Source organism: Erythrobacter sp. SN021 (assembly GCF_021864455.1).
In genome coordinates, this window is sequence record NZ_JAKKUW010000004.1 from 35,645 (window position 1) to 57,858 (window position 22,214).

A 22,214-nucleotide genomic window follows, 5' to 3' on the forward strand; every position below is an offset into this window, starting at 1 on the left:
GGGTTCGCATGATGAAGAAATGGATGCTGGCGATAGCTGCGCCGCTGGCACTGATTGGTCAGCCAGCTGTGGCTGACGAAAAAGAGGACGCCAAGGCTCACAAGCAGGCCGAGGCGATCGCCATGATAGCCGAGATGTTCCCGGCCGAGCCACTGACTCCAGAGCAGCAGGCCCGCCTGCCGCTTGCCGCTTCGCTGATCGAGCAAATCATGCCCGATGGCACGATGGACGAGATCATGGAGTCGATGTTCGATGGTATGCTTGGTCCGATCATGGACCTTGCCGATCAGGCAGGTCCAAGCCTTTCGACCTTCATCGGATATGACGAGACCGAGCTCGAATTGGATGACGAGGCAGTGGCCGAGATTGCCGCCATCATCGATCCAGAGTGGCGCGAGCGCCAGCGTCGGACTATGGACCTGACGAAGGTTATGATGGGCCAGCTTATGACCGCTATGGAGCCGGCGATGAAACGAGGCATGGCGGAGGCATACGCTGCCAATTTCACGCAAGCCGAACTCGAGGGCATTTTTGCATTCTTCTCGACCGAAGTCGGCGCGACCTATGCGCGCAAGTCCTACCAGCTTACGTCTGACCCGCGCATCATGCACGCCGCGATGAGCGAACTTCCCAAGATGGTCGCGACTTTCGAGGAGATGGGCCAGAACATGAAGGCGGAGATGGCGGACCTTCCGGAAAAGAAAGACTTTGAGGCGCTGGGTGCTACCGAACGCCAGCGGATCCTCTCCCTGACCGGCCTCACCGAAGAAGACCTGCGAGTGGGCATGCGACAGGTCGCGGAGCAGGATGCGAAGGACGCGCCGTTCTGAATAGGGGAGGTGAGCCGGTTTTACTGACTGGCCCTGGGCCGAACTCGGTATCGCCGAGACCAAGTGCAGGGATGAAATCCGTGCGGCGTATGTGGCGCGGAAGGCCGAACTCGACTGCTCGGAGGATGCGCCCATGACCTTGTTCGTCGGCCTCTAGCGGGAACCGCGCGGGTTGCGCTACGCTGACCTTCCATGGCCGCAGTTCCTCCCGAAATCGAAGATTGGTTCGCCGGGCGCGGCTGGCATGTGCGCCGCCATCAGCTCGACATGTTGGCGGCCAGCGACGCGGGCCGACACGCCTTGCTGGTCGCGGATACCGGGGCGGGCAAAACGCTTGCGGGTTTTCTGCCGACGCTGGCCGACTTCACGCCCTCGCGCCTGGACGGGACTGAGCCGCCCGAAGGTCTTCACACACTCTACGTCTCGCCGCTGAAGGCCCTGGCGCATGACGTGCAGCGCAACCTCCTGACTCCGATCGAGGAAATCGGCCTTCCCATCCGCGTGGAGACTCGCAGCGGCGACACGCCTTCGGATCGCAAGAAGCGTCAGCGCATCCGTCCGCCGCATGTGTTGTTGACCACGCCCGAGAGTCTTTCCCTGCTGCTCTCCTATCCCGAGAGTTTCGAGCTGTTTCGCGGGCTCAAACGGATAGTCATCGACGAGGTCCATGCCTTTGCCACCGGCAAGCGCGGCGATCTGCTGGCTCTGGCGCTTTCCAGATTGCAGGCCATCGCGCCGCGGATGCAGCGTGCGGCATTGTCCGCGACGCTCGCCAACCCGCAGGGCTTTCGCGAATGGCTTGCTCCGCTGTCTACGGGCGAACAGGGTGAGGTCGATGCCGTGGAGCTGGTCGAGGGCGAGGCGGGCGCGGCAGCCGAGGTCGAGATCCTGCTGCCTGACGAAGAACGCGTGCCATGGGGCGGCCACGCGGCGATCTGGGCAATTCCGCAGCTTTACGAACGGATCAGGACCAACCGTACTACCCTGATTTTCACGAATACGCGCTTTCTGGCCGAGTATGTTTTTCAGAACCTGTGGGATGTGAACGAGGACAACCTGCCGATCGGCGTCCACCACGGCAGCTTGAGCAAGGAGGCGCGGCGCAAGGTCGAGGCGGCGATGGCGCGGGGCGAGTTGCGGGCGCTCGTTGCAACTGCAAGCCTGGATCTCGGTGTCGACTGGGGCGATATCGATCTGGTGGTTCAGATGGGTGCGCCCAAGGGATCCTCGCGGCTCCTTCAGCGCATCGGCCGCGCCAACCATCGGCTCGATCAGCCCAGCCGAGCTTTGCTGGTTCCCGGCAATCGTTTCGAATTCCTCGAGGCCACTGCCGCCAAGGAAGCGGTGGATGAAGGCAAGCGGGATGGCGAGGAATTTCGTCCGGGCGGGCTCGACGTATTGGCGCAGCACGTCATGGCTTGCGCCTGCGCGGCACCGTTCCAGGAAGATGAGCTACTGGCGGAAATTCGCACGAGCCTGTCCTACGCCTGGGTCGACCGCGAGGTGTGGCAGCGAGTGCTCACCTTCGTCGCGACCGGCGGCTACGCGCTCAAGGCTTACGAGAAGTTCAAGCGGATCGTCCGTGATCGCGAAGGTGTGTGGCGGCTTACCCACCCCGAACAAGCGCAGCGACACCGGATGAATGCCGGGATCATCATCGACTCCGAAATGCTCGATGTGCGGATCCATGCGGGACGAGGGCGGGGAGGACGCAGCCTCGGCAAGGTGGAGGAGCGGTTTGCAGCCACGCTCAGCCCGGGGGACGCATTCGCCTTCGCAGGCATGAGCCTCGAGGTTGTCAAACTTCAGGACATGGAAGTCGTGGTCACGGCAGCCAAAACCAGTGCAATGATTCCCAGCTATGGCGGGGCACGCATGCCGCTCACCACGCATCTGGCCGAACGGGTGCGCGAAATGCTGGTCGACCGCGCCGGCTGGGCTCGTTTCCCCGACGATGTGCGTGAATGGCTGGAAGTGCAGGACTGGCGTTCGAAAATGCCAGGGCCGGGCCAATTGTTGGTGGAGAGCTTCCCCCACGCCAAACGGCATTACAGCGTCTACTACACGTTCGAGGGGTGGAACGCGAACCAGAGCCTCGGCATGCTCATTACGCGGCGGATGGAGGATAGGGGCCTTCTGCCCGGCGGTTTCGTGGCCAACGATTATTCACTCGCGGTCTGGGGTCTCAAGCCGGTTACCGACCCGGCACCGCTTCTCTCCCCCGACATTCTGCAGGACGAGTTCATCGATTGGGTCCAGAGTTCGCACCTCTTGCGCCGCGCGTTTCGCGAAGTCGCAGTGATCGGCGGTCTGGTCGAACGGCAGCATCCCGGAAAGCGCAAGACCGGCAAGCAGGTCACCTTCTCGACCGACCTCATTTACGACGTCCTTCGCAAATACGAACCCGATCACGTCCTGTTGGAGGCGGCATGGGCCGATGCGCGCACGCGCTTGACCGATGTCGGCCGTCTGGGCGCCCTGCTCGACCGATCGGCGGAACAACTGGTGCATGTCGAACTCGACCGGGTCAGCCCGCTCGCCGTGCCGGTCATGGTCATGATCGGCCGCGAGGCGACACCTCAAGGGGCGGTCGACGACGAATTGCTACTCGAGGCGGAAAGTCTCGCAGGCGCTGCGATGCGTGTGGAAGTCGTGCCCGACACCGACGGCGAGTGAACGAAAAAAGGGGCGGATTTCTCCGCCCCTCTCTTACGTTCGATCGTGCCGGGAACCGCTTTAGCCGGCCTTCCCGAACGTCCGATAGCGTTCGTTTCCGACGAAGCCGAACTTCGTCACACCGCTGGCCTTGATCAGTTGCAGGACCTTTGCGGCCAGATCGTAGCTGGCCTGCGCCTCGGGCTCGAACTGCAGTTCGGGCTCGGGGTTGATGCTCTTCGACTGCTCGAGCAGCGTACGCAACTGACCCATATCGACCGCGTTCCCGTTCCACAGGATCTGGTTGTCTACCGTGAGCACGAGCTTGTTCTTGTCGGGCTCGACGAAGACATCGGGCGGTGTCGGGTTGGGCTGCGGCAAATCGATGTTTACCGCATGGGTCGCGACCGGAATGGTGATGATGAACATGATGAGGAGAACGAGCAGGACGTCGATAAGCGGCGTCATGTTCATTTCCATCATCGGCGCGCCATCATCCTTGCCGCCTGACATTGCCATAGTGGGTTACTCCCTAATCTTCTTTGCCGAACCGTGCGATCACGCGTTGGGATCGACCGGGTTCGAAATGAAGCCGACGGTTGGGTAGCCCGCCGCCTGGACGTTGTAGATCGCACCCGCAACACAGGACCACGGTGCGTTTACGTCACCGCGGATATGCACCTGCGGAATCTTTTCCGGGTCTTCCATGATCGCCTCGGGGCCGCCGGCACGCTGCACAATGGCGTCGAGACGCTCGAAAGCCTGATCGTACAGTTCTTCTGAGGTGACCGGTGCGATATTGTTGAAATAGACGCGGCATTCGCCGTTACGCGATGCACCTTGGAAACCGGGCTCGCCAGCGCTCACACCATTGTCGTCGGTGGTGCTGACGGTGAGGAGGAGGTTTTCGACCTTGTCCTTCGACTCGAGCGATTCGAAGACCGGGACTTCCAGCTTCTCGATAGTCTGGATCGCGACCGGAACCGCGATAAGGAAGATGATCAGAAGCACCAGCATCACGTCCACGAGTGGCGTGGTGTTGATGTCCGACATGGGCGTCTCGCCGCCACCTCCTGTCGAAATCGCCATGGTTCAGTTCCTAACGTTCGAAATTCTTGGGTTCGATGCGGAGAAATCCGGGACGGCCGATGGCCGCCCCCGATTCCGATCGATTACTTTTTGACCGTGGTGGTCGTCGCGGCCGGCTTTGCTGCCGGAGCGGTACGGGCGGCCTGGCCGGCAGCCTGTGTCGAGGTCGCGGTCATGTAGGTCGGCTTGACCGAACCGTTCGAGTTTATGTTGGCCAGAAGATCGTTCGAGAAAGCGTGCATCAGCTCGGCGATCCGCTTGTTGCGGCTCTGGAGCCAGTTGTAGGCAAACACGGCCGGAACCGCGACCAACAGACCAATTGCGGTCATGATCAGCGCTTCGCCGACCGGACCGGCGACCTTGTCGATCGAAGCCGAACCGGCGATCCCGATGTTGATCAGTGCGCGGTAGATACCGATAACCGTGCCGAGCAGGCCGACGAACGGTGCGGTTGCGCCGACCGTCGCGAGGAACGGAAGGCCGCCCGCGAGCTTCGAGTTGATCGTATCTTCCGAACGCTGCAGCGAACCGTGCATCCAGTCGTGCGCTTCGAGCTTGTCGGTCATCTTGGCGTGCTGGTTTTCGGCGAGGATCGCATCATCGACGAGCTGACGCCATGCGCTGTTCTTGTCGAGCTTGGTTGCGCCGTCCTTGAGCGAGCCGGCTTTCCAGAACTGCGTGCGCACGGCCTTGTACTGGGCCAGCACCTTGCGCTGTTCGAACAGCTTGGTGAACAGGATGTAGAACGAGCCGACCGACATGATCACCATCACGCCGAGAATGAACCAGGCGACGAAGCCGCCCTGTTCCATGGCTTCCATGAAACCGAAGGAGCTTTGCGGGGCTGCATCGGCGGCAGCTGCAAGAAGTTCGAAGGTCATAACGAGTGGTCCTTTTGAGTATTCCGTGGTCCGCCTGCCGCAGCAGGCCCTGGAGAGTTAGTTCAGCTGGTAGACGATTGTGGTCGACCAGGTATCTGAAATCGCATTGCCTGCGGCATCCTGCGCAGGGTTGAACCGTGCATAGCGGGTCATCCCGTCACAGGCGGCTGAATCGAGGTCGCTCGATCCGCTGGAGCGCGTCACGCTGCAGGAAGATACGCGACCATTGGCCCCGATCTGAACTGTCACGCCGACAGAGCCTTCGGTACCTTCGCGTTCTGCGCGACGGGGGTAGTTGCTCTGAATGCGACGAGCCCAGCCATTCTGGCCTTTGGGAGTCGCGCTACGAGCCTTGGACGGCGGCGGCGGCGGCGCGACCGGCGGCGGCGGCGTGTCGGGCACGTTCTCCGGCGGCGGCGGCGGCGGCTCTTCCTCGGGGGGCGGTGGTTCCTCGATATCGATCGTCGTCACGCGCTCGACCACCTGCTGCACCGCATTGTATGCGAGGCCGGTGATGAGAGCGTAACCGAGAGCGACATGAATGAGGGCAACAATGATGATCGCGACGATGCGATTGCCGCTCATCTGTTGGTCAGCATAAGCCATTCGGTTGCATCACTCCATCGGTCGCCCCGGTTAACCCGGGGCCATTTGACACCCACTTGCGACCCGCCCGATTGGCGTGACATGGGGCATCGTTTACGCATTCTCGCCGCTAGGGCCTACGAAAGGCTCAGCGGCGAAGGCGCACCAAAGTTCCCAATTAGAACCCGGACACCTCTCCCCAAGCAACAATGTATCATCCGCTCGGGTCCGGCCCGACCCTTTAGCTACGATGCCCTTTCACCGCAAATCCTTTATCGGTTAACCGGGGATTCAGTGCCGCGTGCGGAGGAACCTTGGGGGGCGGTCATGGGTTGACCGAATCGCCTCCCACATACGCAAGCAGAAGTGCCCATCATCATGCAAATCACACGATATTCAGCGAAAACTCTGCTCGCCTGCGCCGTCCTGATCTCGGTATCGGTGCCGGGTACGGCGCAGGATCGCGCGGGAGCCGAAAATCTATCCTATGCCGATATCGTCGACCTCGCCGATGGCGCTCCGCTCGTCTTGCGTGCGCAGATTCGCCGTCAAGCTACGGTGGAGCTCGAGCGGTCGCCCGGCCTGGAACAGGGATTCGTCCGGCTCTATGTCGAGGCGCGGACTTCGGCGTTGATCGCCGGAAATGTGCCGGTAGGGGAATCGCTGCACTATCTGGTCGACGTGCCGCTGGACGAACGGGGTAGGGCGCCCAAGCTGAAGAAGCAGGAGGTGATCCTGTTCGCGCGCCCTGTCCCGGACCGACCCGACCAGATCCAGCTGGTCGATCCGCGAGCCCAGTTTTCCTACAGCGAGGCTTTCGAGGCGCGGCTGCGGCCGGTTCTGTCCGCGCTCCTCTCGCCCGATGCACCTCCGCGGGTGATCGGCATCCGCGATGCCCTCGCGGTCGAGGGTACCCTTGCTGGCGAATCCGAAACCCAGCTTTTCCTCGACACCGAAAACGACGGACCGGTTTCGGTCACCATCGTGCGGCGTCCGGGGCAGGCTCCGCGCTGGGGTGTCTCGTGGACAGAGATCGTCGATCAGTCGGCACGCGCTCCGCGGCCTGATACGCTCGAATGGTATAGGCTTGCCTGTTCGTTGCCCGATACGTTGCCCGGCAGCGCCAACCTGTCGCGCGACCCGCGTTCGCGTGCTCTTGCCAGCGCGGATTATGCGCTGGTTCGCGAGGCGTTGGGGGCTTGCCCCCGCACCCGCGACTGACAGGCGACGCTTCACCTTCCACAAGACAAACTGGTTCCCCCCACGCCAGTGGCTGCGCTAGGCGAGCGCCATGGCTGAACCTCTCCGCATTGCCCTTGCCGGGCTCGGCACCGTCGGAATCGGTGTGATTGAATTGCTCGAAACCAACCGGTCGACCATCGAACGCCGTGCCGGTCGTGAACTCCAGATCGTTGCGATCAATGCACGGGACCGTTCACGCGATCGCGGTATCGACCTGTCCCCTTATATCTGGGTCGACGACATGCAGGCCATGGCCGAGCGCGGCGATGTCGATGTCGTGCTCGAACTGGTCGGTGGATCGGATGGTCCCGCACTCACTCTGGCACGGGCCGCACTCGATGCCGGCAAGGGGTTCGTCACCGCGAACAAGGCGATGATCGCGCATCATGGGCTCGCATTGGCGGAACAGGCCGCCCTGCGCGGTGTGCCGCTCAAGTTCGAAGCGGCGGTTGCTGGCGGAATTCCGGTGGTGAAGGGCTTGCGCGAAGGCGCCGCGGCCAATCGGATCGAGCGAATCCACGGTATTTTGAACGGCACCTGCAATTACATCCTGTCCGAGATGGAGCGCACCGGTGCCGATTTCGGCGACATGCTGCGCGCGGCGCAGGAAAAGGGGTATGCCGAGGCGGACCCCACCTTCGATATCGAAGGGGTCGATGCCGCGCACAAGCTGGCGATTCTCGCTGGGATCGGTTTTGGCGCGCGCGTGGATTTCGATCATGTCGCGGCTACGGGTATCGGCGAAGTCCGCGCGGCCGACATCACCCAGGCAGAATCGCTCGGCTATGTCATCCGGCTGGTCGGTATCGCCTCGCTCGACCGAAGCGAGAAGCGGCCTACGCTTCTCCAGCGGGTTCGCCCCTGTCTGGTTGGGCGCGGCCATCCCCTGGCAGCGGTCGCCGGGCCGACCAATGCCGTTGTCGCCGAGGGTAATTTCGTCGGACGCCTGTTATTCCAGGGCGCCGGCGCCGGGGCCGGGCCTACCGCGAGCGCCGTGGTTGCCGATCTCATCGATATTGCGCGCGGCGATAGCGGCGCTCCGTTCTCGGTCCCAGTGGAACAGCTCGAACAATTCGCTCCTGCCGACCCGGGCAATCGCATAGGCCGCGACTACATCCGTTTCACCGTGAACGACCGCCCCGGGGTGCTCGCCGAAATCACCGCCGCCATGCGTGATGCGGAGGTTTCGATCGAAAGCCTGATCCAGCGGGGCCGCGACCACGAGGGTGGGGAAGTTCTGGTGGCCATGGTCACGCATGAGGGACCCGAGCGCTGCGTGGCCAAGGCGCTCGACCTGCTCGATGGTTCGCCTAGCCTGACGGCTCCACCTCTGGTGATGCCGATTCTGAAGGACTGATGTCGCCGTCTTGGTCCGGTGTCGGGACGGGCGGCAAGCCGAGGTCGATCTCTTTGCGTTGCTGCGGGGCGGGGGAGGCATTGCCGAGCGGTGCAAGACCGCGGGCCATGCGATCCGCATCCGATCCCGGTGGTGCTTCCGGAAGAGCCGAAAAATCGACGATATAGGCGGGTGGGGGCGGGCAGGGGTTCAGGCCGATCCCGCATACGCCGCTGACAGTTGCGGGCCCTCTGAAAATCCCCGCACCTGCCACGTCGGGCGCTCTGATATCGCCCTTGTTCATCGTTTCCTCGGCAAAGCGCTGCCGGGCACGCTCGGCGTCGAATCCGTATTCGGCCTTGTCGCGGCGCTTGCGGCAGACGATGATTTCTCCCGATATGGTCGCGGCTTCCTGTTCCGCGCTGCAATCCTCCAGCGGGCCTTCGAAGTCGCCCTGCGGGATCAGGATGTCGATCCGTTCGGGCGGCTCGGGGCCTTGCTGCGCGGCTCCGGCGCCTGGCAATGCGACCGCGCCGATTGTAGTAATTGCCACCCACCAGCGTCTCGACAATGCAAGGCTCCCTGTCTATCCGCGCCCCGCAAACGAATTCTCGCGTCGGCAATCTGTCGCGCCAAACTCACGTGAGGGACTGAACCGATTATGAACTCGCCTGCCGAAAACCCGCTCGACCGCGTTCTGGTACTCGAAATGGTCCGCGTGACCGAGGCTGCGGCGGTCGCCGCGTCCAAGCTTATCGGCCGCGGCGACGAAAAGGCCGCCGATGCCGCTGCGGTCGAAGCCATGCGCAAGGCCTTCGACACGCTCTACATGGACGGCACGGTTGTGATCGGCGAGGGCGAACGCGACGAGGCCCCGATGCTGTTCATCGGCGAAAAGGTCGGCGGCGCGCCGGGCCGCGGCCCCAAGATCGATATCGCTCTCGACCCGCTGGAGGGCACCACCATCACCGCCAAGGCCGGCCCCAATGCGCTGGCGGTTCTTGCGGCGGCGGAAGAAGGCTGCCTGCTCAACGCTCCCGATGTCTACATGGACAAGCTGGCGGTCGGCCCGGGATATCCCGAAGGCATTATCGATCTGGCAAAAACGCCAACCGAAAACGTCAAGGCGGTTGCCGAAGCGAAGGGCGTGGAGCCTTCCGACATCATCGTTTGCGTTCTCGACCGCCCACGTCATGCTGAGCTGATTGCCGAATTGCGCGGCCTTGGGTGCGGCGTGGTCCTGATCGGCGATGGGGATGTGGCGGGCGTGATCGCCGTGACCGACGAGGATACGACGATCGACATGTATATGGGCCAGGGCGGCGCCCCCGAAGGTGTCCTCGCTGCTGCAGCGCTGCGCTGCGTCGGCGGGCAGTTCAACGGCCGCCTTGTGTTCCGCAACGACGATGAGAAGGCGCGTGCCGCCAAATGGGGCATAGACGATCTCGATCGTATCTATACCCGTGACGATCTGGTGAAGGGCGACTGCATCTTCGCCGCTACCGGGGTGACGTCGGGCTCCCTGCTCGAAGGTGTAAAATATCTGCGCGGTGGCCGCATGACGACGGAAAGCGTGGTGATGCGTGCATCGAGCGGCACCGTGCGCTGGATCAAGGGTGAACATCACACGAAGTAGTTTTCGTGGTGCGTGCTGGTCGCGGGTGTCGGCAGCACACACGGGCTAAAGACTCTTCAAAACCCTCACCGCCGTGTTGCAATCCCATGACGCTCGGCTAGGCGGGGGCAGCCCAGCCACTCCCAAGGATTCGCCGCATGAAGATCATGGCCGCCAATTCGAACCTGCCGCTTGCTCGCGCGATTGCAGGCTATCTCGAGATGCCCCTCGTCGATGCGCAGGTACGCCGCTTCGCCGACGAGGAAATTTTCGTCGAAATTCACGAGAACGTGCGCGGCGAAGACGTTTTCGTGGTCCAGTCGACCAGCTATCCGGCGAACGACAACCTGATGGAACTGCTGATCTGCATCGATGCGCTCAAACGCGCATCGGCGCGGCGGATCACGGCAGTGGTGCCTTATTTCGGCTATGCCCGTCAGGATCGCAAACCCGGCCCGCGCACGCCGATCTCGGCCAAGCTGGTGGCGAACCTCATTACCGAGGCCGGGGCTGACCGGGTTCTTGCGGTGGACTTGCATGCAGGGCAGATCCAGGGCTTCTTCGACATCCCGACCGACAACCTCTTCGCCGCGCCGGTCATGGCGGCGGATATTCAGGCGCGTTATGGCGATCAGGACCTGATGGTGGTTTCGCCCGATGTCGGCGGCGTGGTTCGCGCCCGTGCACTCGCCAAACGGCTCGACAACGCCCCGCTGGCCATCGTCGACAAACGTCGCGACCGCCCGGGCGAAAGCGAGGTGATGAACATCATCGGCGATGTTTCGGGCCGTCATTGCATCATGATCGACGATATCGTCGATTCCGGCGGGACGCTGTGCAATGCCGCGCAAGCGCTGCTCGACCAGGGCGCGGCATCGGTAGCCGCCTATATCACCCATGGCGTGCTTTCGGGTGGCGCGGTGGCGCGCGTCGACGGGTCAGCGCTCAAGGAACTGGTCATTACCGATTCGATTCGCCCGACCGACGCGGCCAAAGATTCCGCCCGCATCCGCATCCTCACCATCGCTCCGCTGATCGGCGAGGCGGTACGGCGGATCGCCGATGAAAGTTCGGTCAGTTCACTGTTCGACTGAAATGACGACCGCAGCCGATCTTGCCTTGGCTAACCGCCTGGCCGAGGCGGCGGGCGAAGCGATCCGACCGCTGTTCCGTGGCGAATGGTCGCAGGAACAGAAGGCCGATCGCAGTTTCGTCACCGAGGCCGACCGTGCCGCCGAGGCGGCGATGCGCGCGCTTCTCGAATCCGAGCGCTCGGATGACGGCATCATCGGCGAGGAATACGGAACCCGGAACGAAGGCGCAGGCCGCCAATGGGTGCTCGATCCCATCGACGGGACCACCAGCTTCATCGCCGGTCGACCGATTTTCGGCACGCTGATCGCGCTGATGCAGGATGGCTGGCCGGTGCTGGGCGTGATCGATCAGCCCATCGCCAAAGAGCGGTGGGTGGGCCGCATTGGAGAAGGCACGACGTTTAATGGCAAGCCGGTGCGGGCCGCGGCCTGCAAAGAGCTGTCCGACGCAGTGCTGGCCACCACCACCCCGCACCAGTTTGCAGGCGATGATGTCGATGCCTTCATGGGCGTGGTCAAGTCGGTGGCCGAACGCAAGATCATCTATGGCGGCGATTGCTACAATTACGCGCTGGTCGCATCGGGCCATGTCGATGTAGTCGTCGAGGCAGGCCTCAAGCTCCACGATTTCGCGGCTCTGGTTCCTGTAGTCGAGGGTGCGGGTGGCGTGATGAGCGACTGGCAGGGCAATCCCCTGGATGCGAACAGCGACGGCCGCGTGATCGCTTTGGGGGATTCCGCGCGACTGGAGGACGTGCTCGAAGCGATGGGGTGAGGTAAAGGCGGATGAAAAGATCGCCGCTGGGAGGAGACGGGGTATGAGCGAGATCGAGATCAGCGCATCGGATCGTGCGAAGCTATTGTCGTTTAGCGAAGAAGAGCTCATGGCAAACATCGCGCTTCACGATGCATCCGCTGCCGCGCAATTTGGGATTGCCGGTGTCGCTAATGGTGGCTTCGCTACGAAGGCGGAGATGATGGGGGAGATGCACGCCGCGGGCCTGTGGAGCGACGTGGTGGCAAAGGGAAAGGCGATCTTTCATAAGCTGTGGAACGAGGCGAAAAATCTCGTATGCGGCACATACGATCAACTTGCGAAGAGCGGGGATCTCGAGAAGGTCCTCACTCTACTCGCCGGATTGCTTGTCACTCAACTGGGGTGGCCCAATCCGCTGGCACTGCTCGTCGTCAAAGCGGCAATGAAGCACGGACTCGAGCAGATGTGCAGCGTCTCTGCCATGCCTGTCTGATGCGCCGGTGCCTTGTGTGACCGACACGCTTGAGGGGCGGATCGCGCTGGTTACCGGAGCGGCGCGCGGGCTCGGCTTCGAAATTGCTCAGCGACTGATCGAAGACGGCGCGACCGTCTGGCTCAACGGCCGCGACCGAACTTCGCTGGAAGAGGCGGCAAAGCGGATCGGCGATGGCGCGCGGCCGCTGCCCTTCGACATTGCCGACGCTGCCGCAACCGAAGAGGCCTTCGCTCTGCTGGCAGAGGACGGGCTCGACATTCTCGTCAACAATGTCGGGCAGCGCGACCGGCGCCCGCTCGATCAGCTCCGGCGCGAGGACATGGCGGCGATGCTCGCCACGAATCTGGTTGCCCCGTTCGATCTTGCGCGGCGTGCCGTGCCGCTGATGCGAACACGCAAATATGGACGGATCGTCAACATCACCTCGATCGCCGCCGATATTGCGCGCGGCGACGTGCTCTATACCGCGAGCAAGGGCGGGCTGGCGGCGCTCACCCGCGCGCTTGCCGCCGAACTCGGACCTGCCGGCATTACCGTGAATGCCGTCGCGCCGGGCTATTTCGCGACCGAAGCGAATGCGCAGATGGTCGCCGATCCCGATATCGCGCAGCATCTCGCACGCCGCACCTCGCTCGGTCGCTGGGGAGCGCCGAACGAAATCGCCGGCGCGGTTGCCTTCCTCGCCTCACCCGAGGCAAGTTACATCACCGGCCACACGCTGGCGGTCGATGGGGGCTATCTGGCCCACTTCTGACTTGCTTTTACGCGCGGAACCGCTAGATGCGCGCCCTTCACCGACACGTGATTCATCTGCCGGTCTGGCCGTAAGGGCTGCCAGGGCTGGTTGTACGTGTCTCTGACCCGATATCCGAGTAGGAGATGAAAATGCCCAAGCTGAAGACTAAAAGCGGTGTGAAGAAACGCTTCAAGATCACCGCAACCGGTAAGGTCAAGCATGGTGTCGCCGGCAAGCGCCACCGCCTGATCAGCCACAATGCGAAGTATATTCGCCAGAACCGCGGCACCACCGTCCTGTCGGAAGCCGACAGCAAAACGGTGAAGAAGTGGGCGCCCTACGGCCTCGACTGAGCGCGAACTAAGGAGAATACGAAATGCCTCGCATCAAACGCGGCGTCACCACGCGCCAGAAGCACAAGCGTCTATTGGATCAGGCGAAAGGCTATCGCGGCCGTCGCAAGAACACGATCCGCATCGCCCGCCAGGCGGTCGAAAAGGCGGGCCAGTACGCCTATCGCGACCGCAAGGTTAAGAAGCGCAACTTCCGCGCGCTGTGGATCCAGCGCATCAATGCTGCGGTTCGCGCGGAAGGCCTGACCTATTCGCAGTTCATGCACGGCACCAAACTCGCCGGGATCGAACTCGACCGCAAGGTGATGGCCGATCTTGCCATGAACGAAGCGGCTGCCTTCAAGGCAATCGTCGAGCAGGCGAAGAAGGCACTGCCCGCCTAAGCGCGCAATCTGCCGCTAATTCCAAAGGGCGCTCCGCGAGGAGCGCCCTTTTTGTTTCGTAAGCGCTTGTCGTCGCTCCACAACTAGGTATATTCCCCTACATGTTGGGAGGGGGCGATTGATCGATCAGAACTGTATTGATGTGCGGTTTTTCGCACCGCCGGATGATCTGGCGCGATGCTTCACGATGGTTTACCGGCTTGAAGTGAGCCTGCCCGAAGGCGAGGTGCTCGAAGACTGGCTTCAGCCCGAATGGTGCAATCTGCGCTTCTTCGCCGAAAATCCACCGAAGGCCGAATTTCCTGAAGGACCCAGCGTGTCCGGCGCCCGATTTCTGGCAACCGGCCCGACTTCCTGCCCAACACATTTTCTGCTCGGCAGAACGCGCATGTGGGGCGTGGGCCTGCTCCCGCACGGTTGGGCGCGCTTCGTGGGTGCGCACGCCGCCGATCACACCAATACGATTGTCGATGGCGAAGCGAGTCCGCATTTCTCGCGCCTCGCACCGCTGTGCGAGGCAATGTGCTCGCGCGAGCACTCGGACGAGGAGCAATTTGCATTCCTTACGGATTTCTTCCGCAAGCTTGCCAACCCTCCGCGCGACAGTGCGCGGATCCAGAAGGTGCACGAGGTCATGATCGATCCGCGCCTGCTCCATGTCGATGAATTCGCCCAGCGTAGCGGCATGTCCAAGCGAACGCTTGAACGCCTGTGTGCCCGTCATTTCGGATTTTCCCCGCGCCTGCTGCTGAGGCGGCAGCGGCTGATGCGCAGCCTTGCGGCCTTCATGCTTGAACCGCGGACGAGTTGGTCGGCCGTGATCGATGGTCACTATCATGACCAGTCGCATTTCGTGCATGAATTCCACGCTTTCATGCGCTGCTCGCCCAGCGAATATGCGGCTAAACCACATCCGGTGATGGCTGCATTCATGGCGGATCGCAAACGGGTCTGGGGGGCACCGGCGCAAACCCTGGTTTCACCATGAGCAAAATCATGACACACTTCAGATCTGCAATGATGACAGGATGAACGATCTGTTCCCAAAGTCGGCCAATCAGGGTGCTGCGCGCCTCGCCCTCGGGGTGATGCGATGATGACGATCGGGGGCGCATCTCCAGCGATTGCCTTGCGATTTTTCCTCCCGCCGGAGCATCTTCGCCCCTTCGTCACGACGCTTTATCATCTCGAAATCTCGGGCGGTGGGGAAGACGATGCGGTGGAGGATTGGCTACATCCCGAATGGGCCAATCTGCGGCTGATTCCGGATCGCACGATCGAGGCGGGAATGGGAGACGGACCTCTCGAACGCGTACCCCGGGCGGTCATGGCGGGGCCTACCAGCGTGACCACGCATTTCCGCGCCCGCAAAGGAAGGTCTTGGGGTATTGGCTTTCTGCCGCTCGGCTGGGTTCGGCTGATAGGTGCTCCGGCAAACGCCTATGCCGATCGCTACGCCGACGTAGAAACCGATCCTGCTCTCGAGCGTCTGCGCAAACTGTGCGCCTGCGTCCTCGATGGAGATGGCGATCTCGTCGCCGAGCGCGACGCCATGGTCGGCGAGCTGGATGCGCTGCTGGCCGATCCTGCTGCGGGTGAGGGCAAGCGTGAGGCGAGATTGCTGCGGATCGAAGAGGCGATTACCGATCCGCGGTTCCATAGCGTGACCGAACTCGCTCAGACACTCGGCATGAGCACGCGCACGATGGAGCGGTTTTGCAGCAGGGTGTTCGGTTTCGGCCCGCAACTGTTGCTGCGCCGCCAGCGATTCGTCCGCAGTCTCGCCAAGTTCATGCTCGACCCTTCGCTCAAATGGATCGACACGCTCGACACTCACTATCACGACCAGGCCCATTTCGTTCGCGATTTCAGGCGGTTTATGATCATGTCGCCCAGCGAATATGCCAGCTTGCCGCATCCGGTTCTGATGGCCGCCGCCCATGCTCGTGCGGCCATTGCGGGCGAAGCGATGCAGGTTCTACACAAGTCTTCCCGGCCACTTGGCGGTGAATGAGCGACACGTGCCGCGATCCGGGTTCCTGCAGCGCATCTTCCTGCGCCGCCAGCGCGCCTTGCGAAGTTTCGTTCTGCCCCCGCGCGCGATCCGACAAGATTAGGGGGCCGGTCCTCGAAGCTTCCGTCGCTGTGACCGGGCGCATTTCGTTGGTCCATTTGCCTCCATCTCGAGCGAGCGGCCCGGCCAATCGGGGCTTGGGATGCGGCGCCTAAGCGGCTAGAGGGCGCGGGCATCCCTTCCCGACATATCAAGCCAGACAGAATGACCGACCTCGAACACCTCAAGACCGATGCGCTGACGCGGATCGAAAATGCGCCCGATGTCGCCGCCCTCGAAGCGCTGCGGATCGAATTCCTCGGCAAGCAGGGCTCGATCTCCGGGCTGATGAAAACGCTCGGCAAGATGACTCCGGAAGAGCGGCAGGTACAGGGGCCGCTGCTGAACGGGTTGCGGACCGAAACCACCGACGCCATCGCCGCACGAAAGGCAGTGCTCGAGGACGCCGAACTCGAAGCGCGGCTTGCAACCGAAAGCCTCGACCTCACGCTGCCTGCGCCCGAAGTGCCGAAAGGATCGGTCCATCCGGTCAGCCAGGTGATGGACGAACTGGCGGAAATCTTCGCCGACCTCGGTTTCTCGGTCGCGACCGGTCCCGAAATCGAGGACGACTGGCACAATTTCACCGCGCTCAACATGGCCGAGACGCATCCTGCCCGGGCGATGCACGATACGTTCTATTTCCCCGAAGTCGACAGCGACGGGCGGCGCATGCTGCTCAGGACGCACACCTCGCCAGTGCAAATTCGTTCGATGGTCAAGCAGGGCGCACCGATCCGCATCATCGCGCCGGGCCGCGTCTATCGCAGCGACAGCGATGCGACGCACACGCCCATGTTCCACCAGGTCGAAGGCCTCGTCATCGACAAGGACATCCACCTCGGCCACCTCAAATGGACGCTGGAGACCTTCCTCAAGGCCTTCTTCGAGCGGGACGATATCGTGCTGCGCCTGCGCCCCTCCTACTTCCCCTTCACCGAACCTTCGGTCGAGGTCGATGTCGGCTGGCAGGACGTGCAGGGTCGCCGGGTTCTCGGCGGTGACGGCGATGCGCCGGGCCACGGCTGGATGGAATTGCTCGGCAGCGGCATGGTCAATGCCCGCGTGATCGAGTTCGCCGGGCTCGATCCCTACGAATGGCAGGGCTTCGCCTTCGGCGTGGGCGTCGATCGCCTCGCCATGCTCAAATACGGGATGGATGATCTGCGCGCCTTCTTCGACGGCGACCAGCGCTGGCTCGACCATTACGGCTTCTCGCCTTTCGACCAGCCGACCCTTTCCGCCGGTGTGGGAGCAAGCGCATGAAGTTCTCGCTCGAATGGCTGAAATACTTCCTCGACACCGATGCGAGCGTGGCGGACATCGCTGCCGCGCTCAACCGGATCGGCCACGAGGTCGAAGGCATCGAGGATCCGGCGGACAGGCTGGCCGGTTTCCGCGTTGCCAAGGTGCTGACCGCCGACAAGCATCCCGATGCCGACAAGCTGCAGGTGCTGACCGTCGATACGGGCGAGGGCGATCCGCTGCAGGTTGTCTGCGGCGCGCCCAATGCGCGTGCGGGGATGAAGGGTGTGCTGGGCCTGCCCGGCGCGGTCGTCCCGGCCAATGGCATGGAGCTGCGCAAGAGCGCGATCCGCGGTGTCGAATCGAACGGCATGATGTGCTCGGTGCGCGAGCTCGAACTGGGCGAGGAGCACGATGGCATCATCGAGCTGCCCGAGGATGCCCCGATCGGCCAGACCTTCGCCGAATATCACGATGCCTCACCGGTGTTCGATGTAGCGATCACGCCCAACCGCCCCGATTGCATGGGCGTTCAGGGCATCGCGCGCGACCTCGCGGCGGCGGGCCTCGGTACATTCAAGCCGGTCGAGGTTTCCGAAATAGAGGCGCGCGATCCGTGCCCCGTCGAAATCCGCACCGACGATGCGGAAGGCTGCCCAGCTTTCTACGGCCGCGTCATCCGCGGCGTCGACAATACCAAGCCTTCGCCCGAATGGATGCAGCGCCGCCTGATCGCGGCGGGTCAGCGGCCGATTTCGGCGCTGGTCGATGCGACCAACTACCTCATGCTCGCCTTCGGGCGTCCGGCGCATGTCTATGACCTCGCCAAGCTGTCGGGTCCCGTTGTGGCGCGGCGCGCAAGGAACGGCGAGACAGTCGAGGCGCTCAACGAGAAGACCTACACGCTCGACGAGACCATGACCGTGATCGCCGACGACAACGGTGTGCACGACATCGCCGGCATCATGGGCGGCGAGCATTCGGGCGCGACCGAGGCGACGACCGACGTGTTGCTCGAAATCGCCTATTTCGACCCCGAGCGGATCGGCGTGACCGGCCGCGAGCTTGGCCTCGCCTCGGACGCACGCACACGCTTCGAGCGTGGTGTGGATCCGGACTTCCTCGACGATGGACTCGCGATCCTGACTTCGCTGATCCTCAAGACCTGCGGCGGCACGCCCACTGAGGTCGCGCGGGCGGGCGAGGCCCCGGCCGAGCCGAAGGTCATCGCCTTCGACCCGCACCTCACCTCGCACCTCGGCGGGATCGATGTGGCGCAGGACGAGCAGCGCGCGATCCTCGAAGCGCTCGATTTCCAGGTCGGCGAGGACTGGCAGGTTACCTGCCCCCTGCGCCGCCACGACATCGAAGGCCCTGCCGACCTCGTCGAGGAAGTGGTGCGCATCCACGGACTCGACCATGTGGAGAGCGTGGCGCTGCCGCGTGTCGAAGGCGTGGCCCGTCCGACCGCCAGCCCGCAGCAGAAGCTCGAGCGCAAACTGCGCCGCGCTGCTGCGGCGCGCGGATTGAACGAGGCGATCACCTGGTCCTTCCTGCCCACATCCGAAGCGGAGTATTTCGCCGATGGTGCGCAGCTATGGGTGCTCGACAACCCGATCAGCGAAGACATGAAGGCGATGCGCCCCTCGCTCATTCCTGGCCTGCTTTCGGCGGCAAAGCGCAACGCCGATCGCAGCGCGGATGGCAGCCGCCTGTTCGAGATCGGACGGCGTTATTTCCGCGGCAAGGATGGTGCCAGCGATGAGAAGCCGACGCTCGGCGTCGTGCTCGTGGGCAACAAGACTTCGCGCGGCTGGGCCAATGGCAAGGCGCAGGGCTTCGATGCCTATGACGCCAAGGCCGAGGCCGTCGCATTGCTTGAAGCCGCCGGTGCGCCGGTCGCAAACCTCATGGTGATGGGCGAGGCGGGCGACCAGTTCCACCCCGGCCAGTCGGCCACGCTGCGCCTCGGCCCCAAGAACGTACTGGCCCGCTTCGGCGCGCTGCATCCCAAGACGCTCAAGGCCTTCGACATCGATGGTTCGGTGATGGCGGTCGAGATCTTCCTCGATTCAATCCCGGCGAAGAAGGGAGCAGGCTTCGCGCGCGCCCACTACGCGCCGCTCGCGCTTCAGTCGCTCACGCGCGATTTCGCCTTCCTGGTCCCCGCCGATCTCGCGGCGGGCGACCTGGTGAAGGCGGTGCGTGGCGCAGACAAGAAAGCGATCGTCGAGGCGCGCGTGTTCGACGTGTTCGCCGGACAGGGCGTACCCGAAGGCAAGAAATCGGTCGCGGTCGAAGTTACGCTTCAGCCGGGTGAGAAGAGCTTCACCGACGCCGAGATCAAGGCGATCTCGGACAAGGTGGTCGCGAGCGCCGCCAGGCAGGGTGCGGAGTTGCGCGGATGAAACCTGTCCTGAGCCCAGCCGAAAGGACTGCCTTTGTCACCGGAGCCACCGCAGGCATCGGCGAAGCCACCGTGCGCACGCTGGTGGCGAGCGGCTGGCGCTGCGTGGCGACCGGGCGGCGCAAGGAACGGCTCGACGCGCTGGTGGAGGAGCTTGGCGCGGACAAGGTCCATGCCGCTTGTTTCGATGTCCGCGACACCGAAGCCATGGACGCGGCGATTGCGGCATTGCCCGAAGCGTTCGCGGGCATCGATCTGCTGGTGAACAATGCCGGCCTCGCGCAGGGTCTCTCGCCCGCGCACGAAGCCAGCCTCGACGACTGGCAGACCATGATCGACACCAATGTGACGGCCATGGTGGTGCTGACGCGCAAGCTGCTGCCCACGCTGATCGAGCGCAAAGGCGCGATCATCGCCATTGGTTCGGTCGCGGGCAGCTACATTTACCCCGGCGGTAACGTCTATGCGGGCTCCAAGGCCTTCGTGAACCACTTCACGCTCGCTTTGCGCGCCGATCTGCATGGCACGGGCGTGCGCGTGACGAGCATCGAGCCTGGCATGGTCGAGACCGAATTCACGCTGGTGCGCACCGGCAGCCAGGAGGCGTCCGACGATCTCTATCGCGGTGCCGACCCGATGACCGGGCAGGACATTGCCGACACGATCCGCTGGATCGCCGAACTGCCCCCGCATCTCAACATCAACCGGCTCGAACTGATGCCGGTAAACCAGGATTTCGCCGGCTTCCGCGTCGCGCGCGAACACCACTAACCCATCAACGCCCGCCTCCGTTCGTGTCGAGCGAAGTCGAGACCCGGATGGCCTGGATGCATCTCGACTTCGCTCGATGTGAACGGGAGGGTAGGAAAAGAGAATATGTCAGACCGCCGCACATTCGCGATCATCTCGCACCCCGACGCGGGTAAGACCACGCTGACCGAGAAGCTGCTACTGACCGGCGGCGCGATCCACTTGGCGGGCGAGGTCAAGGCGCGCGGGCAGGCGCGGCGAGCGCGGTCGGACTGGATGAAGATCGAGCAGCAGCGCGGCATCTCGGTGACATCCAGCGTTATGACCTTCGAGCGCGAGGGCATCACCTTCAACCTGCTCGATACGCCGGGGCACGAAGATTTTTCCGAAGACACCTATCGCACGCTTACCGCGGTCGATTCCGCCATTATGGTGATCGACGCGGCCAAGGGTATCGAGCCGCAGACGCGCAAGCTGTTCGAGGTCTGCCGGTTGCGCAGCGTGCCGATCATCACCTTCGTCAACAAGGTCGATCGGGAAGGGCGGCCCGTGTTCGAACTGCTCGACGAGATCGCCGACATGCTCGCGCTCGACGTCAGCCCGCAGGCCTATCCGGTGGGCATGGGCGGCGAGTTTGAGGGCGTGCTGGATTTCGCCACCGGCTGCGTCGCGCGGCCCGAAGGCCCCTCAAAGGAATTTACCGGCACGCGCGACTGCGACCCGGCCATCCCCGAGCGTTTCGCGGAGGAGATCGAGCTGGCGCAGATCGGCTATCCCGAATTCGACCTCGAAGCGTACCGGAATGGCGACCTGACCCCCGTCTACTTCGGATCGGCGCTGAAGAATTTCGGCGTTACCGAGCTGATCGAGGCGATCGCGAAATACGCCCCCCCGCCGCGCCCTCAGCCCGCCGGCGAAGACGAGATTGCGCCGGATCATGGCGAGGTCACGGGTTTCATCTTCAAGGTGCAGGCCAATATGGACCCCAACCACCGCGACCGCATCGCCTTCATGCGGCAGGTTTCGGGCACCTTCAAGCGCGGCATGAAGCTGACGCCCTCGGGCCTCGGCAAGCCGGTCGCGATCCATTCTCCGATCCTGTTCTTCGCGCAGGACCGCGAAGTCGCGGACACTGCCGAGCCGGGCGACATCATCGGCATTCCGAACCATGGCACGCTGCGCGTGGGCGATACGCTGAGCGAAAAGAACGCGATCCGCTTCACCGGCCTGCCCAATTTCGCGCCCGAAATCCTGCGCCGCGTCGCGCTGGTCGATCCGACCAAGACCAAACAGCTTCGAAAGGCGCTCGACGACCTTTCCGAAGAGGGCGTGATCCAGGTCTTCTATCCCGAGATCGGCGGCCAGTGGATTATCGGCGTGGTCGGCCAGCTCCAGCTCGACGTGCTGATCAGCCGCCTGTCCGCCGAATACAAGGTCGAGGCCAGGCTCGAAGCCTCGCCCTTCGCCACCGCGCGATGGATTAAGGGGGACGAGAAGGCAATGAACGAGTTCGAGAAATTCAACCTGTCCAACCTCGCCAAGGATCGCGACGGCGATCTGGTATTCATGGCCAAGAGCCCGTGGGACGTGAACTACCAGCAGGAAAAGAACCCCGACCTCACCTTCTCGGCGACGAAGGAGCGGTAG

The 22,214-nt window shown here is 63.2% G+C and carries 22 protein-coding genes; 17 read left to right on the forward strand and 5 right to left on the reverse strand.

Annotated elements, in window-relative coordinates:
* The first annotated feature begins 8 nt into the window (after positions 1 to 8).
* A complete protein-coding gene (locus L5849_RS10395) occupies positions 9 to 830 on the forward strand; it encodes a DUF2059 domain-containing protein (RefSeq protein ID WP_236925517.1) in 822 nt (273 codons plus the stop codon).
* Between the two features lie 192 nt (positions 831 to 1,022).
* Positions 1,023 to 3,506 (forward strand): ligase-associated DNA damage response DEXH box helicase, encoded by a 2,484-nt coding sequence (locus L5849_RS10400; protein ID WP_236925518.1) that lies wholly within the window; start codon positions 1,023 to 1,025, stop codon positions 3,504 to 3,506.
* A 60-nt stretch (positions 3,507 to 3,566) separates the two neighbouring features.
* Here L5849_RS10400 and L5849_RS10405 read toward each other — a convergent pair whose 3' ends face one another.
* From L5849_RS10405 to L5849_RS10420, 4 genes are all read right to left on the reverse strand, one after another.
* Complete coding sequence (locus L5849_RS10405) at positions 3,567 to 4,004, reverse strand: biopolymer transporter ExbD (protein WP_236925519.1); 438 nt, start codon at positions 4,002 to 4,004, stop codon at positions 3,567 to 3,569.
* Positions 4,005 to 4,043: 39 nt separating this feature from the next.
* Entirely contained in the window at positions 4,044 to 4,574 is a 531-nt protein-coding gene (locus tag L5849_RS10410) for a biopolymer transporter ExbD (protein ID WP_174223717.1), read from the reverse strand.
* Positions 4,575 to 4,657: 83 nt separating this feature from the next.
* Positions 4,658 to 5,455, reverse strand: coding sequence for a MotA/TolQ/ExbB proton channel family protein (locus L5849_RS10415; RefSeq protein ID WP_115415661.1), 798 nt, complete (start codon positions 5,453 to 5,455; stop codon positions 4,658 to 4,660).
* A 57-nt stretch (positions 5,456 to 5,512) separates the two neighbouring features.
* Positions 5,513 to 6,061: an energy transducer TonB gene (locus L5849_RS10420; RefSeq protein WP_236925520.1), complete on the reverse strand. Its 549-nt coding sequence runs from the start codon at positions 6,059 to 6,061 to the stop codon at positions 5,513 to 5,515.
* 357 nt (positions 6,062 to 6,418) lie between these two features.
* Between L5849_RS10420 and L5849_RS10425 the strand changes: the two genes are divergently transcribed.
* Positions 6,419 to 7,261 (forward strand): hypothetical protein, encoded by an 843-nt coding sequence (locus L5849_RS10425; RefSeq protein WP_236925521.1) that lies wholly within the window; start codon positions 6,419 to 6,421, stop codon positions 7,259 to 7,261.
* A gap of 70 nt (positions 7,262 to 7,331) precedes the next feature.
* Positions 7,332 to 8,639: a homoserine dehydrogenase gene (locus tag L5849_RS10430; RefSeq protein ID WP_236925522.1), complete on the forward strand. Its 1,308-nt coding sequence runs from the start codon at positions 7,332 to 7,334 to the stop codon at positions 8,637 to 8,639.
* Here the strand turns inward: L5849_RS10430 and L5849_RS10435 are convergent.
* Positions 8,593 to 9,189, reverse strand: coding sequence for a hypothetical protein (locus L5849_RS10435; RefSeq protein WP_236925523.1), 597 nt, complete (start codon positions 9,187 to 9,189; stop codon positions 8,593 to 8,595). The two genes, L5849_RS10430 and L5849_RS10435, sit on opposite strands and share 47 nt — an antisense overlap.
* 90 nt (positions 9,190 to 9,279) lie before the next feature.
* On the opposite strand from L5849_RS10435, the gene glpX reads away from it, so the two are divergent.
* The 13 genes from glpX (at position 9,280) to L5849_RS10500 (ending at position 22,214) form a co-directional block, all read left to right on the forward strand.
* Entirely contained in the window at positions 9,280 to 10,254 is a 975-nt protein-coding gene (glpX, locus tag L5849_RS10440) for a class II fructose-bisphosphatase (protein ID WP_115415666.1), read from the forward strand.
* A 137-nt stretch (positions 10,255 to 10,391) separates the two neighbouring features.
* Positions 10,392 to 11,327, forward strand: a complete 936-nt coding sequence (locus L5849_RS10445; protein ID WP_115415667.1) for a ribose-phosphate pyrophosphokinase — start codon at positions 10,392 to 10,394, stop codon at positions 11,325 to 11,327.
* 1 nt (position 11,328) lies between these two features.
* Positions 11,329 to 12,102, forward strand: coding sequence for a histidinol-phosphatase (gene hisN / locus L5849_RS10450; RefSeq protein WP_236925524.1), 774 nt, complete (start codon positions 11,329 to 11,331; stop codon positions 12,100 to 12,102).
* Positions 12,103 to 12,145: 43 nt separating this feature from the next.
* Positions 12,146 to 12,577 carry a hypothetical protein gene (locus tag L5849_RS10455; protein WP_236925525.1) on the forward strand — a complete coding sequence of 144 codons (432 nt, stop codon included), beginning with the start codon at positions 12,146 to 12,148 and terminating at the stop codon, positions 12,575 to 12,577.
* Between the two features lie 16 nt (positions 12,578 to 12,593).
* The gene (locus tag L5849_RS10460) at positions 12,594 to 13,334 is read left to right on the forward strand and encodes an SDR family oxidoreductase (protein ID WP_199798587.1); all 741 of its coding nucleotides are present in this window, start codon (positions 12,594 to 12,596) and stop codon (positions 13,332 to 13,334) included.
* Between the two features lie 131 nt (positions 13,335 to 13,465).
* Complete coding sequence (rpmI, locus tag L5849_RS10465; RefSeq protein WP_067693021.1) at positions 13,466 to 13,669, forward strand: 50S ribosomal protein L35; 204 nt, start codon at positions 13,466 to 13,468, stop codon at positions 13,667 to 13,669.
* 23 nt (positions 13,670 to 13,692) lie between these two features.
* A complete protein-coding gene (gene rplT / locus L5849_RS10470; protein WP_115415670.1) occupies positions 13,693 to 14,052 on the forward strand; it encodes a 50S ribosomal protein L20 in 360 nt (119 codons plus the stop codon).
* Positions 14,053 to 14,170: 118 nt separating this feature from the next.
* Complete coding sequence (locus tag L5849_RS10475; RefSeq protein WP_236925526.1) at positions 14,171 to 15,040, forward strand: AraC family transcriptional regulator; 870 nt, start codon at positions 14,171 to 14,173, stop codon at positions 15,038 to 15,040.
* Positions 15,041 to 15,145: 105 nt separating this feature from the next.
* Complete coding sequence (locus L5849_RS10480; RefSeq protein ID WP_236925527.1) at positions 15,146 to 16,066, forward strand: AraC family transcriptional regulator; 921 nt, start codon at positions 15,146 to 15,148, stop codon at positions 16,064 to 16,066.
* Between the two features lie 264 nt (positions 16,067 to 16,330).
* Positions 16,331 to 17,431 carry a phenylalanine--tRNA ligase subunit alpha gene (pheS, locus tag L5849_RS10485; RefSeq protein ID WP_236925528.1) on the forward strand — a complete coding sequence of 367 codons (1,101 nt, stop codon included), beginning with the start codon at positions 16,331 to 16,333 and terminating at the stop codon, positions 17,429 to 17,431.
* Positions 17,428 to 19,818, forward strand: a complete 2,391-nt coding sequence (pheT, locus tag L5849_RS10490; RefSeq protein WP_236925529.1) for a phenylalanine--tRNA ligase subunit beta — start codon at positions 17,428 to 17,430, stop codon at positions 19,816 to 19,818. The genes pheS and pheT overlap by 4 nt, the downstream gene beginning before the upstream one ends.
* Positions 19,815 to 20,588: an SDR family NAD(P)-dependent oxidoreductase gene (locus L5849_RS10495; RefSeq protein WP_236925530.1), complete on the forward strand. Its 774-nt coding sequence runs from the start codon at positions 19,815 to 19,817 to the stop codon at positions 20,586 to 20,588. Before pheT ends, L5849_RS10495 begins: the two co-directional genes overlap by 4 nt.
* Positions 20,589 to 20,693: 105 nt before the next feature.
* Entirely contained in the window at positions 20,694 to 22,214 is a 1,521-nt protein-coding gene (locus L5849_RS10500; protein ID WP_236925531.1) for a peptide chain release factor 3, read from the forward strand.

Bases quoted from the DNA above. Each gene is read 5' to 3' on its own strand.
- L5849_RS10395 (WP_236925517.1), top strand. From the start codon at position 9: ATGATGAAGAAATGGATGCTGGCGATAGCTGCGCCGCTGGCACTGATT.
- L5849_RS10400 (WP_236925518.1), top strand. From the start codon at position 1,023: ATGGCCGCAGTTCCTCCCGAAATCGAAGATTGGTTCGCCGGGCGCGGC.
- L5849_RS10405 (WP_236925519.1), bottom strand. From the start codon at position 4,004: ATGGCAATGTCAGGCGGCAAGGATGATGGCGCGCCGATGATGGAAATG.
- L5849_RS10410 (WP_174223717.1), bottom strand. From the start codon at position 4,574: ATGGCGATTTCGACAGGAGGTGGCGGCGAGACGCCCATGTCGGACATC.
- L5849_RS10415 (WP_115415661.1), bottom strand. From the start codon at position 5,455: ATGACCTTCGAACTTCTTGCAGCTGCCGCCGATGCAGCCCCGCAAAGC.
- L5849_RS10420 (WP_236925520.1), bottom strand. From the start codon at position 6,061: ATGGCTTATGCTGACCAACAGATGAGCGGCAATCGCATCGTCGCGATC.
- L5849_RS10425 (WP_236925521.1), top strand. From the start codon at position 6,419: ATGCAAATCACACGATATTCAGCGAAAACTCTGCTCGCCTGCGCCGTC.
- L5849_RS10430 (WP_236925522.1), top strand. From the start codon at position 7,332: ATGGCTGAACCTCTCCGCATTGCCCTTGCCGGGCTCGGCACCGTCGGA.
- glpX (WP_115415666.1), top strand. From the start codon at position 9,280: ATGAACTCGCCTGCCGAAAACCCGCTCGACCGCGTTCTGGTACTCGAA.
- L5849_RS10445 (WP_115415667.1), top strand. From the start codon at position 10,392: ATGAAGATCATGGCCGCCAATTCGAACCTGCCGCTTGCTCGCGCGATT.
- hisN (WP_236925524.1), top strand. From the start codon at position 11,329: ATGACGACCGCAGCCGATCTTGCCTTGGCTAACCGCCTGGCCGAGGCG.
- L5849_RS10455 (WP_236925525.1), top strand. From the start codon at position 12,146: ATGAGCGAGATCGAGATCAGCGCATCGGATCGTGCGAAGCTATTGTCG.
- rpmI (WP_067693021.1), top strand. From the start codon at position 13,466: ATGCCCAAGCTGAAGACTAAAAGCGGTGTGAAGAAACGCTTCAAGATC.
- rplT (WP_115415670.1), top strand. From the start codon at position 13,693: ATGCCTCGCATCAAACGCGGCGTCACCACGCGCCAGAAGCACAAGCGT.
- L5849_RS10480 (WP_236925527.1), top strand. From the start codon at position 15,146: ATGATGACGATCGGGGGCGCATCTCCAGCGATTGCCTTGCGATTTTTC.
- pheS (WP_236925528.1), top strand. From the start codon at position 16,331: ATGACCGACCTCGAACACCTCAAGACCGATGCGCTGACGCGGATCGAA.
- pheT (WP_236925529.1), top strand. From the start codon at position 17,428: ATGAAGTTCTCGCTCGAATGGCTGAAATACTTCCTCGACACCGATGCG.
- L5849_RS10495 (WP_236925530.1), top strand. From the start codon at position 19,815: ATGAAACCTGTCCTGAGCCCAGCCGAAAGGACTGCCTTTGTCACCGGA.
- L5849_RS10500 (WP_236925531.1), top strand. From the start codon at position 20,694: ATGTCAGACCGCCGCACATTCGCGATCATCTCGCACCCCGACGCGGGT.